The 12912-nt window shown below is 40.3% G+C and carries 12 protein-coding genes and 1 pseudogene; 5 read left to right on the top strand and 8 right to left on the bottom strand.

Annotated elements, in window-relative coordinates; translation table 11 throughout:
• Position 1: 1 nt before the first annotated feature.
• The 5 genes from G626_RS0112705 to G626_RS0112685 all read left to right on the top strand — a co-directional run bounded on the left by G626_RS0112705 (position 2) and on the right by G626_RS0112685 (position 5872).
• Positions 2-847: a phosphoribosylaminoimidazolesuccinocarboxamide synthase gene (locus tag G626_RS0112705; RefSeq protein ID WP_022933168.1), complete on the top strand. Its 846-nt coding sequence runs from the start codon at positions 2-4 to the stop codon at positions 845-847.
• 277 nt (positions 848-1124) lie between these two features.
• On the top strand, positions 1125-2087 hold the full coding sequence (locus tag G626_RS0112700) for a substrate-binding domain-containing protein (protein WP_022933167.1): 963 nt from the start codon (positions 1125-1127) through the stop codon (positions 2085-2087).
• Positions 2088-2236: 149 nt separating this feature from the next.
• Complete coding sequence (locus tag G626_RS0112695) at positions 2237-3754, top strand: sugar ABC transporter ATP-binding protein (protein ID WP_022933166.1); 1518 nt, start codon at positions 2237-2239, stop codon at positions 3752-3754.
• A complete protein-coding gene (locus G626_RS0112690) occupies positions 3747-4808 on the top strand; it encodes an ABC transporter permease (RefSeq protein ID WP_022933165.1) in 1062 nt (353 codons plus the stop codon). Before G626_RS0112695 ends, G626_RS0112690 begins: the two co-directional genes overlap by 8 nt.
• A gap of 2 nt (positions 4809-4810) precedes the next feature.
• The gene (locus tag G626_RS0112685; RefSeq protein WP_022933164.1) at positions 4811-5872 is read left to right on the top strand and encodes an ABC transporter permease; all 1062 of its coding nucleotides are present in this window, start codon (positions 4811-4813) and stop codon (positions 5870-5872) included.
• Between the two features lie 100 nt (positions 5873-5972).
• On the opposite strand, the gene G626_RS0112680 is transcribed toward G626_RS0112685, so the two are convergent.
• From G626_RS0112680 to G626_RS0112650, 8 genes and pseudogenes are all read right to left on the bottom strand, one after another.
• Positions 5973-7571, bottom strand: coding sequence for a response regulator (locus tag G626_RS0112680; protein ID WP_022933163.1), 1599 nt, complete (start codon positions 7569-7571; stop codon positions 5973-5975).
• Entirely contained in the window at positions 7564-9033 is a 1470-nt protein-coding gene (locus tag G626_RS0112675; protein WP_022933162.1) for a sensor histidine kinase, read from the bottom strand. The genes G626_RS0112680 and G626_RS0112675 overlap by 8 nt, the downstream gene beginning before the upstream one ends.
• An 11-nt stretch (positions 9034-9044) precedes the next feature.
• The gene (locus G626_RS0112670) at positions 9045-9995 is read right to left on the bottom strand and encodes an ABC transporter substrate-binding protein (RefSeq protein ID WP_231365119.1); all 951 of its coding nucleotides are present in this window, start codon (positions 9993-9995) and stop codon (positions 9045-9047) included.
• A gap of 211 nt (positions 9996-10206) precedes the next feature.
• Positions 10207-11403 (bottom strand): NADP-dependent isocitrate dehydrogenase, encoded by a 1197-nt coding sequence (locus tag G626_RS0112665; RefSeq protein ID WP_022933160.1) that lies wholly within the window; start codon positions 11401-11403, stop codon positions 10207-10209.
• Between the two features lie 21 nt (positions 11404-11424).
• On the bottom strand, positions 11425-11985 hold the full coding sequence (rbr, locus tag G626_RS0112660; protein ID WP_022933159.1) for a rubrerythrin: 561 nt from the start codon (positions 11983-11985) through the stop codon (positions 11425-11427).
• Between the two features lie 32 nt (positions 11986-12017).
• The gene (locus G626_RS0112655; RefSeq protein ID WP_269208121.1) at positions 12018-12428 is read right to left on the bottom strand and encodes a nucleoside recognition domain-containing protein; all 411 of its coding nucleotides are present in this window, start codon (positions 12426-12428) and stop codon (positions 12018-12020) included.
• A gap of 42 nt (positions 12429-12470) precedes the next feature.
• A pseudogene (locus G626_RS18360) lies at positions 12471-12548 on the bottom strand (hypothetical protein); the annotation flags it as partial.
• Between the two features lie 41 nt (positions 12549-12589).
• On the bottom strand, positions 12590-12912 hold a 323-nt coding region (locus G626_RS0112650), incomplete at its 5' end, for an integrase core domain-containing protein (RefSeq protein ID WP_022933157.1).

Here is a 12912-nt window from a genome sequence, read left to right as displayed (position 1 = left end):
TATGAAGAAAATTATTTCTGGTAAGGTTCGCGAGGTTTATGACCTTGAAGATGGTCGCATGGTAATTGTTACTACTGACAGAATTTCTGCTTTTGATGTTATTCTGCCAACTATGATTACCGACAAGGGTAAGGTGCTCAACGCTCTTGCTAACTTCTGGTTTGATTACACTAAGGACATTGTTAAGAATCACATGATTTCAAGTGATTTGAAGGATATGCCTGCTGAGTTCCAGAAGCCTGAGTTTGAAGGCCGCACTATTCTTGTAAAGAAGCTTAAGATGATTCCTTACGAAGTAATTGTCCGCGGATATATGTTTGGTTCTATGTACGAGGCTTACAAGAAGGGCGAGCCTTTCCTTGGTCACAAGTTTGACAAGGAATACAAGCAGGCTGAAAAGTTAGACGAGCCTATTGTAACTCCTTCTACTAAGGCTGCCGAAGGTCATGATATTAACGTTACATTGCAGTATATGAAAGACGATCTTGGCGAAGAGCTTGGAACAAAAATCGAGCAGGCTGCTCTTGCAATTTACAAGAAGTGCTATGAGCACGCTAAGGCAAACGGAATTATCATTGCTGATACAAAGTTTGAATTTGGTCTTGATGAGAATGGAGAGCTTGTACTAGGAGACGAAGTTCTTACTCCGGATTCAAGCCGCTTCTGGGATGCTTCAAAATACGAAGTTGGCGGAAGTCCTGCAAGCTACGACAAGCAGTTCGTTCGCGACTGGCTCAAGGAGCACAATCTTGCCGGCGACCCTAACATTAAGGAAATTCCTGCTGATGTAGTTGCCAAGACTGCTGCAATTTACAAAGAGTGCCAGACTAGAATCTGTCATAAGTAATAGATTGCTTCGGTGGTTGAGTAGGCACGGAGTGCCGTATCGAAACCACCTGTGTTCTGTACTAGGGTGGTTTCGATACGATGCTTTGCATCACTCAACCACCGTATTTCGTAAAATTTCTAACTTTTTTAAATAAATTTCCAACCATTTATCCTTAAACTTTTTCAAATTCCTAAAAATTCATACAAAAATTCCTAAAAATCTTCATTCAAAAATCCTTCTGACAGGCTTATAGTTACCATGTAATCTAAAAAAGCATCTATAGGAGGAAAATTAGATGAAAAAAAGCGTGATTATTGCTGTTGCACTTATGTGTGTAGCATCATTGTTTGCCGCTCCAAAAAAGAAGGCAAAGGCTGCTGGTGATGGAAAAATCAAGATTGGTATTATCAACAACCCACCATCAGAATCAGGATACCGTGCTGCTAACGTAAAGGATATGGAAAACGTATTCTCTGCAGCTAAAGGTTATGATGTTAAGACTTATTACAGCATGAACAATGACGAACAGTTGAATGCATTCTCTCAGTTTGTAACAGACGGAGTAGATTATATTCTCTTATCTCCTGCTGATATGGCAGGTTGGTCTTCTGCTTTCAAGAAGGCTCAGAAATCAGGAGTTAAAGTATTCCTTTTTGACCGCCTTGCTGATGTAAAAGATAATCTTTATGAAGCTGCTGTTGTATCTGATATGCCTAAAGAAGGTGAATCAGCTGTTGCATGGCTCAAGGCTCAGAAACTCAAGGAATACAAGGTAATCCACCTTCAGGGACACATGGGATCTGCTGCTCAGATCGGTCGTACAGGTGCTTTGGACAAGGAATTTGCTGCAGGAACAATGAAGAAAGTTGTTCAGCAGACAGCTGACTGGTCTGCAGATAACGCAAAGAAGATTGTTGAATCAGTTATCAACCAGAAAGAAGACTTCAATGTAATTTATGCTGAAAATGATGACATGGCTAAGGGTGCTGTTGCAGCTCTCGATGAAGCTGGTATCACACACGGTGTAAATGGAAAAGTAATCATTATGGGATTCGATACAAACAAGTGGGCTCTCCGCGAGCTTCTCGCTGGCCGCTGGAACTATGATGGACAGTGTTCTCCATTCCAGGCTGCTGTAATCGAAAATATGATTAAGAGCGGAAAAGTTCCTTCAAAGATCATCTACAATGATGAAAAGGGCTTCGATGCTAAGACAATTAAACAGTCTGATATCGATACTTACGGTCTTGGTGACTAATACCAACCCCCTCTTGTAAATATTACGGCGTAAAGTGTGTGGTACATATTTTACGCCGTTTTTTTTGAAGACTTACGTCATTCCGAACTTGTTTCGGAATCTAAAAAAAGGATCCTGAAACAAGTTCAGGATGACAAAGGTACAAATAAATGGAAAATAATGTTGTTTTATCTATGCGCGGAATCTACAAGGAATTCCCCGGAGTAAAAGCCCTGCAGAATGTAGACTTTACTCTATGTAAAGGTGAGATTCATGCGCTCATGGGAGAAAACGGAGCTGGAAAATCAACTCTGGTTAAGGTAATCACAGGTGTTTATGAAAAAGATGCCGGTGAGATCCATATTGCGGGAACAGAAGGGCCTGCTGTAATTCGTTCTCCACAGGATGCCCAGAATCTGGGTATCGCTACAGTTTATCAGGAAATTACCCTCTGTCCTAATCTTACAGTGGCAGAGAATATGTATATAGGTCGCGGAAATTACAAGTTTGTTAATCGCCGTGCCCAGGAAAAGAAAGCAGATCAGCTTCTTACAAAATTAAACATTCCGGCAAAAGCAGGTCAGCAGCTTGGAACCTGTTCTCTTGCAGTTCAGCAGATGGTTGCTATTGCCCGTGCTGTTGATATGGAATGTAAGGTTCTTATTTTGGACGAACCAACTTCTTCTCTGGATGAAAAAGAAGTTGAACTCTTGTTTACTCTCATGCGTGACCTTAAGAGCCGTGGAGTAGGAATTATCTTTATTACTCACTTCCTTGAACAGGTTTACGAGGTTTGCGACAAGATTACAGTTTTAAGAAACGGTGAACTTGTAGGTGAATACACAGTAAGCGAGCTTCCACGCGTTAAGCTGATTTCTGCAATGCTTGGAAAAGATATGGAAGATATGACAAACCTCAAGAATCAGAAGCGTCCTTATTCTGGAGCTGGTGAGGTTGTTTATGAAGCAGAAGGCCTTTCAAGTTCTGAAGGAGTAAAACCTTTCGACTTCCTTATTAACAAAGGCGAAGTAAACGGTTTTACAGGTCTTCTTGGTTCCGGACGTAGTGAAAGTGTTCGTGCGATTTTTGCTGCAGACCGTGTTACCGGCGGAAAGGTTCATGTTAATGGCCGTGAAGTAAAAATCAATCAGCCAAAGGATGCAATGAAGGCTGGAATCGGTTACTTGCCGGAAGACCGCAAGGGAGACGGAATTATCCAGGACCTCTCAGTTCGTGAGAATATCATTCTTGCTCTTCAGGTGCTCAATGGTTTTACAAAACCTATTTCCCGTGCAGAGCAGGAAAAACTTGCAGACGAGTTTATTGAACAGCTGCAGATTAAAACTGCATCTAAGGAAACTCCTATTAAAGCACTTTCGGGTGGAAACCAGCAGAAGGTTATTCTTGCACGCTGGCTTTTGACCCATCCACAATATCTGATTCTTGATGAACCTACCCGTGGTATTGACGTTGGTACAAAGCTTGAGATTCAGAAGCTTGTTCTTAAACTTGCAGAAGAGGGGGTAAGTGTTACCTTTATTTCTTCTGAAATTGAAGAGATGCTTTCTGTATGTCAGAGACTCATCGTTATGCGCGACCGCAAAATTGTTGGTGAGCTTAAGGATGATCTTTTGCGTCAGGATGTAATTATGCAGACTATTGCGGGAGGCAAGGCACAAAATGGCTAATAAAATCGTAAATCAGATTAAAAAACTTTTTTCATCGCAGCTTGCAATTCCGCTTGTTGCCCTGATTGTACTGGTTATTTTCAACCTTATCCGAGATCCAAGTTTCTTTTCTATTCTTATAAAAAAGAATAATTTTGGAAATACTGTTCTTGCAGGTAACTTAATCAGTATTTTGAACGGAGCTTCTGAGCTTGTAATTCTTGCTATAGGAATGACACTTGTTACCTCTGCAACAAAGGGACAGGATATCTCTGTTGGTGCCCTGGCAGCAATTGCAGGTTCTATGTTTGTAAAGATTTTGCGTGCCGGTTCCATCAATGTTGCAACAATAATCCTTGCAATGATTGTTGCATGTATTGTAGCAATTCTTTTCTGTCTCTTTAATGGAACACTTATTGCAAAGTTCAATATTCAGCCTATGATAGCTTCGCTGATTCTCTTTACAGCAGGACGTCCTATTGCTTACTGGATTAATGGTGGTGCGAGCCCTAGTGTTGAAAGTAATCTTCTTACTTATCTGGGAAGCTTTATTCCACATGTTCCTATTCCAACACCTATTATTATAGTTGTAATTTTCATTCTGCTGATAAATCTGCTTTTAAAAAAGACAACTCTTGGATTGTACATTCAGTCAGTAGGTATTAATGAAAGAGCTGCAAAGCTTAATGGTATTAATCCTACAGTATGGAAGCTTGCCGTTTTCATTATTCTTGGTATCTGTGTAACAATGGCAGGTTCTATGAGTGTTTGCCGAACAGGAATCATCAACCATGAAACTGTACTTCTTGATATAGAAATGGATGCAATTCTTGCAGTTGCAATCGGTGGTAACTCACTTGGTGGCGGTAAGTTTAAGCTTTCAGGTTCTATTCTTGGTGCTTACATTATCCAGGCATTAACAACTACTTTGTATTCAATGAAGGTTTCTTCTACTGCTGTAAAAGCATATAAAGCTGTTGTAATCATTATCATCGTTGTTGCAGGTTCTCCTGTTGTAAAACAGTTGTTCGTTCAGCTTAAAGACAAGATTATGGAAAAGAAGGAGGCTAAATAATTATGGCAAATATTTTTACTAATCTTTTTGGAAAGAAAGAAAACAGACAGCCGCTTTCAAATACATCTTTGCTTCTTCTCATAACAATCTGTATTTTTGTTGGAATGTATCTGCTTGGAATTATTATCTGGGGTGGTGGTTTTAGAAATCCCCAGCAGTTCCTGGATTTGCTTAATAATAATGCATATCTGATTGTTGCAGCCTGTGGTCTTACAATCGTAATGATTACCGGTGGAATTGATATTTCGGTTGGTGGTTCAATTGCTCTTATTACAATGGCTTCTGTAGTATTTATGGAAGATCATAACGGTGGAATTTTAAGCTCAATCCTGATTGCTCTTGGAATTGGTCTTGCTATGGGACTTATTCAGGGATATTTAGTTTCATTCCTTAAAATTCAGCCATTTATTGTAACTCTTGCCGGTATGTTCTTTACACGTGGTATGACAACAATAGTAAGTACTGCTCCACGTACAGCAAATAATGAACTCTTTCTTGATCTTAAAGATTTTGAAATTGACATTCCTTTCCTTGGTACCTGGGCTCGTAATGGTAACTGGATTCCATCTTATATTGAAGTAGGAGTCGTGATTGCACTTGTTGTAGTTCTTCTTCTTTGGGCAATGCTGAGATGGACTCGCTTTGGTCGTAACCTTTACGCTGTTGGTGGAAATACAGAATCTGCTTTGATGCTTGGTATTAACGTTAGAAGAACACAGTTCTTTGCTTATGTTCTTTGTGGCGTGCTTGCCGGAATCGCAGGTTTCTGCTATCTGCTTCATACAGGTGCCGGAAACGCATCTAACGCTACGGCTGCAGAAATGCAGGCTATTGCTTCTTCGATTATCGGAGGAACGCTGCTTAGTGGTGGTGTAGGTAGTGTAATTGGAACTATGTTTGGTGTTATGTCCCTTAAGACAATTAATAACCTGGTAGTTGCTGCAGGCTTACGCGAACCTTACTGGCAGTCTATTACTACAGGTCTTATGCTTGCATTCTTTATCGTATTGCAGAGTGTAATTCTTTCACAGCGTAAGAAGAAGCTTGGTAATATGGCGGGATAATGTTACGGTGGTTGAGTGATGCGAAGCATCGTATCGAAACCACCGCAGAATCACTGGTGGTTTCGATACACCGCTACGCGGCACTCAACCACCGATTCAGTTAATTCTCGAGACTCAACTTATATTCACGGGGCGAAAGCCCCGTATTTTTTTTGAAAATGTAGCTGAAGTAGTGTGGGTCTGAAAAGCCGCATTCGTAGGCAATGTCATAGCCCTTCATATCAGTTTCCCGCATAAGACGCTTTGCGTTTTCCAAACGAACGTTCGTTAGGTATTCAATAAAAGTTGTCTTACATTCCTGAGAGAAAATTGTACTGAAGTGATTAGGGCTTAACGCAACTTCTTCTGCAACAGTTGTAAGTGTTGTATTTTGATCTGCATAGTTTTCTTCTATGAAATGCTTTGCTTTCAGAATAACATCAGCATATTTTCCAGTAACTTTTGAGTCCCGGTATTCAAGGGCAAAGTTTAAAACCTGTTCTAGTGTTTTTGTAAAGCGAGTCTCATCAGAAACTGCATCATCAATAAATTTACGTTGCAAAATCTCTGGCTTTAATTCCTTAATATTTCCGCCAAGTTTTTCTACCAGCTTGGAAACTGCAAAAATCAAATCAACTAATAGATATGAAGCAAATACATTAAACTGGTCAGGATTCTTTTTTATCAGTTCCATGGATTCTTCTATAATACTTTGTATATCACCTTTGGCTGCATATTTTAGTTTATCAACAAGCGGGTCTCCTTCGTTCAAATCAAGAAGAGCATCTGCAGCAGAGCCATCTCCAGCAGAATCTGTAAGGTCGTCGGAAGAGATAATCCTGTTTTCTTTAATACTGTTTGCCTCGAGAATCTTTTTAGCATCTTCATATGAAGCCTTAAGCTGAGAAAGATGTTCAACAGTTTTTCCCATTGCCGTAAGAACTGTACAGTCTTCATTTTTTGTTGCGATATGGCTTATGGTTTCTGCAGCACGGAAGGTATTATCATCAAGTTCTGTCTGTGTGCTTCCCTTAAAAATGCAGACAAGAAGGTTAGAGTGATGGAAGAAAGAAACAGCCTCGTTAATGGCAGTTGAATAAGAGTTCAAAAGAGAGCAGGCTTCCTGCTGAGTTTGAGTGTTTCCACTGCGGCTTTCTATACGGCTTATAAGAACCTTGTAATAACGGGAAATAAGATTAAGGCCAAGTTCTGAGCTTTTTTGAATTACTGTACTCATTTCTTCTGAGCCGTGTACAAGATTGTTTAAGAATTCTTTTTTGATGAGAGCCTCACTGCTTTTTAGTTCCTCACGTAGACGGGAGATGTCGGAAAGCTGCTTTCTTTCTTTATCAATCTGGGCTGCAGTTTTGTTCAGGCTTGAAAGAAGTTCATCTGGAGTAAAAGGCTTTAAAAGATAATCTTCAATTCCGATAGAAATAGCCTTTTTTGCATAGTCAAATTCATCATGTCCGGAAAGAATTATTATTTTAATCCAGGGCTGGGTGCGCTTAATTGCTTCTGCCAGCTGAAGACCGTCCATAAAAGGCATTTTGATGTCAGTGATTAAAATATCAGGTTTAATTTCGTGAATCATGGAGAGGGCAATTTCACCGTCAGTTGCCTCACCTGCAAAAGTAAAGCCGCTGCCTTCCCAGTCAATTTTAGAGCGGATTCCTTCGAGTACAATAGGTTCATCATCAACGGCAAAAACGCTATACATTGCTTTCTCCTGTATATGGTACATCTATGAATATTGGAATAGTAAAAGAAATTCTGCTTCCTTTTCCTGCTTCAGATTCAATTATAATACCTTCGGTCTGTTCACCATAATATAGTTTAAGCTTTTTATTTACATTGTAAAGACCATAAACAGATGAAAGCTTTTCTGAATCTTCTGCGCCTGTTCTAAGCTCATTACGCACCTGGCCTAGTCTTTCTTCCGTAAAGCCCGCTCCATTGTCTTCAACAGTAAAACATATTTTCTGATGTGATTCATCTGCATAATGAATACTTACTTTAAGAATGCCACGTCCCCGTTTATTTTTTATTCCATGATAAATAGCATTCTCAACCAGAGGCTGAAGAACAAGCTTTATGATTTTATATTCCATAAGGGATTCGTCTGCATCAATCGTATAATTCAAAATATCAGCATAACGGATTTTCTGAATGGTAAGATAATTTTTGATGTGGTCAAGTTCCTGAGAAATAGTAATCCATTCGTGACCACGGCTTAGGGAAATACGGAGGAAGTCTGAAAAGGCTTTTGTGATCTTTACAACTTCTTCGGTATGCTCTTCTTCTGCAAGCCAGACAATTGTGTCAAAAGTGTTATACAGGAAGTGCGGGGTAATCTGTGCCTGAAGAGCTTTCATTTCTGCCTTCTGGAAGTTTTTCTGTTCTTCCATATTCTTTCTGATCAGTACATCAATCTGCTCCGTCATGGTATTAAGATTGCCTGCAAGGGTGTCGAGTTCGTTTACATGAGGAATATCGATTCGGGCATTAAGATCTCCGTTTGCAACTTTTGTAGAAAGATTTTCCATGTCAGAAATTGGTTTTTGAATTGCACCGGAAACTGTAATAAAACTGTTTATAGAGGCAAGAATTGCAAGAATGGTAATGATAATCTGAATGGCTGTAAGTATAATGGATGTGTTTCTGAGAGAATGGTTTGTCTGATCTGCAAAATCAATTTCAGTAACTATAAAATCCTGCATGATATCAGAAAAAAGGGATGTAATGGTTCTGATTTCATCAAGAGTAGCTTCATTTTGTGTAACAGGACTGCCATTTTCCATCTGGAGAATGAGTATGTCGACATTTCGTCTGAGGGTAGTATAAGCTCGATTTGCAACCTCAAGTTTTTCAAGACTTTCATTATTATTGTTTGTTAGAAGCATGAGAGAAAGACCTGAATTAATTTCATCCAGCATTTTGTTGTGATCAGCTTCAACAATCTCTTTCTTTCCACAGATGATATTCCAGAGCTCTGATGGAAGTTCATTTTTTGCAATGGAGCTTATTTTATTTGCTGAACTGACATTTTTAATAATCTGACTGTATTTATTTGTATGAATCTGAAATGTAAGTACCGAATAAATTGAAGGAATGAGTGTGATAAAAAGAAGGAATACGTAAGTCAGGAGGAGGGTTTTTCTGAGGCTTCTGTTGTGCTTCATTATTTCCTCACTTAATATCCGCGTGGCTGGTAGGTAGAAAAATCATCGTTTTCGGTAAACATTGTTTCGCTGTTGTAGGTAACCCGTGGTATAGTTTTTCCTTCTGCAATATCTTTTACAAGTTCCATAAGTTTTGGTCCGAGATTAGGATTACATTCAACAACACAATTTAGCTTCCCTGCCTGTAAGGCATCAATTGATTTCTGTTCGGCATCAACACTGATTATGATTGTATTACCTGTATAAACCTTGTAGTTTTCAATTGAATCCAGCATGCCAAGAGTCATAGAATCATTATGGGAATAAACGGCATCTATTTTCTGTCCTTCATAATATAGTCCGTCTTTCCTGCAGCTGCTGGTTATAAGATTTTCTGCAATTTCTTTTCCTCGTGAACGAAGAAAGTCTCCGTCTTCAGAATGGATAATCTGAAATTTAGGATCACTTGCAATAATTTCGCGGAAGCCTTTTGCCCGGTCGCGAACCACAGAAGAATTTTCTGTACCTGACATTTCGTAAATACTTACAGTGCCAGTGCGGTTGCGGCATTTGTTCAAAAGAAATCGGGCAGCGCGTCGGCCTTCTTCTAAACCATCTTCTCCAAGAAAACCTGCGTACAAAGAAGGATCTGCATTTATCTGTCGGTCTACAAGAATTACAGGAATGCCTGCATCTTTTGCTTCTGTAAGAACATTATCCCAGCCGTCTTCTACAATAGGAACAAAGGCAATTACGTCAACCTGATAAACAATAAAGGAACGGATTGCCTTAAGCTGATTTTCCTGTTTTTGCTGGGCATCATCAAAAATAATCTGAATATCGTTTTCAGCGGCGGCTTCGAAAATAGACTGGGTATTTCTTGTACGCCAGGCACTTTCAGAGCCAATCTGGGAAAAACCAAGAATCAGTTTTTCTGAGTTTTCATTTTTTGTATGAGAAGTATTATTTTTATTTTTTGTCAAAATAAAAATCAGTAAAAAAATAAGTGAGGCGAGAAAAAATATTATAGAGAGAAACTGGATTTTTTTAATTTTTGCATTCATAAATCGTTTAACCATTTTAAATGCAAACAATTATGAAGTCAAATAATTTTTTTGTCATTCCCGCGTTTGACGCGGGAATCTTTACATCAGTAGAAATGTATAGATTGTCGGGTCGAGCCCGACAATGACACTAAAGGCGGTTTTTAATTGCGGCAATAAACTGCCATGAATCAAGAACTTCCTTTGCAGCAGGTTCTGCGATTCTTGCAATATCACCAGTCATATAGCCTTCTTCAATTGTCTGAAGGGTAGCGCGCTCAAGACGTTTTGCAAAGTCTGTAAGCTCTGGAGTTCCATCCATCTCGCCGCGTTTTGCAAGAGCTCCTGTCCAGGCAAAGATTGTTGCTACAGGGTTTGTAGAAGTTTTTTCACCCTTAAGGTAGCGGTAATAGTGCTTCTGAACAGTTCCGTGGCTTGCTTCATATTCGAAGTTTCCATCCGGGCTTACAAGTACAGATGTCATCATGGCAAGTGAACCGCAGGCAGAGGCAATCATGTCAGACATAACGTCGCCGTCGTAATTCTTTGTTGCCCACATAAAGCCGCCTTCGCTTCTCATAACACGGGCTACAGCATCATCAATCAAAGTATAGAAGTATTCGATGCCAGCTTTTTCAAACTTAGCCTTGAACTCTTCATCAAAAACACGCTGGAAGATAGCCTTGAAGTTTCCGTCGTAAGTCTTGCTGATTGTATCCTTTGCACCAAACCATACGCTCATCTTTCTGTCGAGGGCATAAGTAAAGCAGCAGCGGGCAAAGCTTTCGATTGATTTATCAAGGTTGTGGATTCCCTGAATGATTCCAGGTCCGCTCATATCCATAATAGTCTTGCGGATTTCCATACCGTCTACGCCGGTAAATACAAGTTCTGCACGGCCGGCAGTAGGACATTTAATTTCGCAGTTTTTATAAACATCACCATAAGCATGGCGGCCAAGTACAATCGGCTTTTTCCAGCAGCTTACAGTTCCGTGGATATTGCTTACAAAAATAGGCTCACGGAAAACAGTTCCATCAAGTTCTGCACGGATAATTCCGTTTGGGCTTGGAGTGAGCTGCTTAAGGTGATATTCTTCAACACGTGCCTGGTTAGAAGTGATTGTTGCACACTTAACGCCGACATGAAGACGTTTGATTGCCGCAGCAGCATCGTAAGTAATCTTGTCGTTTGAGTCGTCGCGGCTCTTAAGACCAAGGTCGAAATATTCAGTTTTTAAATCGATATAAGGTAAAAGGAGTTCATCCTTAATAACCTTCCATAAAACTCTTGTCATTTCATCGCCATCGAGCTCTGCGATGGCGTTTTTCATCTGTATTTTTGCCATAGTAAGTCCATTATATAAGAATTAGCGTCCCCATGTCAAAATCAGGTCGTAGTTGTCCTCGCGAACTTCGAAGTACTGGTTGTATTCGCCGCAAGTAGGGCAGTAGTCCGGAGCTTTTTCGCCTGTTACGATGTGACCGCATTTAAGACATTCCCAAACCTTTACGCTGCTTTTTGCAAGCTCTGCTTTTGAATCTTCATCTTTAAGAAGAGAGCGGTAGCGGTCTTCGTGGCGCTTTTCAATAGATGCAACTGCACGGAACTTTGCAGCCAGTTCTTTAAAGCCTTCTTCTTCTGCTGTTTTTGCAAAGCCTACATACATGTCTGTCCATTCGTAGTTTTCGCCGTCGGCTGCATTCTTAAGGTTTGTTTTTGTGTCTGCAATGCCTTCGAGCTCTGTAAGCCACATTTTAGCGTGCTGCTCTTCGTTGTTAGCGGTTTTCTTGAAGATTTCTGCGATTTTTGAGAGGCCTTCTTTTTCAGCTACGGCTGAAAAATATGTGTATTTGTTTCTTGCCTGTGATTCACCGGCAAAAGCTGCCTGTAAGTTTTTTTCTGTCTGAGTTCCTGCGTATTTGCTCATTTTTTTACTCCTATAAAATAAATATTGATAAATTATATTACATATATTACAAATGCGCAAACCCATGCCACAACGCACTGCCAGGCAACCATGGCCACGGCCCACTTTGTACCCAGCTCTCTTTTTACCGAGGCAATAGCTGCAATACAAGGCGAGTAGAGCAGGCTGAAAACAAGAAGACTTGCTGCGGCCCGGCTTGAAAGAGCACTTGCAACTCCGCCCGCAAAGAGAATCTCCATGGTAGAAACCACGCTTTCTTTTGCCATAACGCCGGAAATCAGCGAGGTACAGATTCTCCAGTCACCAAGTCCAAGCGGGCGGAAAAGAGGCTCCAGCAGGCCTGCAAGGCGGGCCAGAATACTCTGAGAAGAATCTTCTATAAATTGAAGCTGCGGGCTGAAGCTCTGCAGGAACCAGATTACGATAGTCGCAATAAAAATCACTGTAAAGGCACGCTCTAAAAAGTCCTTTGCCTTTTCCCAGAGCAGCTGGCAGGTGTTTCTAACGCTCGGCAGTCTGTAATTTGGAAGCTCCATAACAAAAGGAACAGGCTCACCCTTAAAGAGAGTTTTACGTGAACTGCCCCCATTTTTTTAGACAGTTATTACGCACATTTTAGGCTGAAAGTCTTTGGAGATTTCCAGCCTAATTTTTTCTGTATGCGGTCCTTGTTATAGAACTGAATAAAATCTGTTATCAGTTCTTCCATCATTTGATATGAAAGCAGGCCATGTCTACTAACATTGTAATATCCAGACTCTGCTTTCAGCGTACCGAAAAAGTGTTCCATGCAGGCATTGTCCCAGCAGTTACCAACTCGACTCATGCTCTGGATAAAACCTTTCTCTTCCAGCAGTTTTCTGTACTCTGACGCTTTATAAGTATTTCCCTGATCCGAATGAATCAGCGTATTGGAAATATTATATT

Source organism: Treponema bryantii NK4A124 (assembly GCF_000421345.1).
Taxonomy (GTDB): Bacteria; Spirochaetota; Spirochaetia; order Treponematales; family Treponemataceae; genus Treponema_D; species Treponema_D bryantii_B.
Note: the sequence above shows the minus strand (reverse complement) of the source record. Positions and strands in the feature narration are given on the sequence as shown.

Bases quoted from the DNA above. Each gene is read 5' to 3' on its own strand.
- G626_RS0112705 (WP_022933168.1), top strand. From the start codon at position 2: ATGAAGAAAATTATTTCTGGTAAGGTTCGCGAGGTTTATGACCTTGAA.
- G626_RS0112700 (WP_022933167.1), top strand. From the start codon at position 1,125: ATGAAAAAAAGCGTGATTATTGCTGTTGCACTTATGTGTGTAGCATCA.
- G626_RS0112680 (WP_022933163.1), bottom strand. From the start codon at position 7,571: ATGTATAGCGTTTTTGCCGTTGATGATGAACCTATTGTACTCGAAGGA.
- rbr (WP_022933159.1), bottom strand. From the start codon at position 11,985: ATGAGCAAATACGCAGGAACTCAGACAGAAAAAAACTTACAGGCAGCT.
- G626_RS0112695 (WP_022933166.1), top strand. From the start codon at position 2,237: ATGGAAAATAATGTTGTTTTATCTATGCGCGGAATCTACAAGGAATTC.
- G626_RS0112690 (WP_022933165.1), top strand. From the start codon at position 3,747: ATGGCTAATAAAATCGTAAATCAGATTAAAAAACTTTTTTCATCGCAG.
- G626_RS0112675 (WP_022933162.1), bottom strand. From the start codon at position 9,033: ATGAAGCACAACAGAAGCCTCAGAAAAACCCTCCTCCTGACTTACGTA.
- G626_RS0112685 (WP_022933164.1), top strand. From the start codon at position 4,811: ATGGCAAATATTTTTACTAATCTTTTTGGAAAGAAAGAAAACAGACAG.
- G626_RS0112665 (WP_022933160.1), bottom strand. From the start codon at position 11,403: ATGGCAAAAATACAGATGAAAAACGCCATCGCAGAGCTCGATGGCGAT.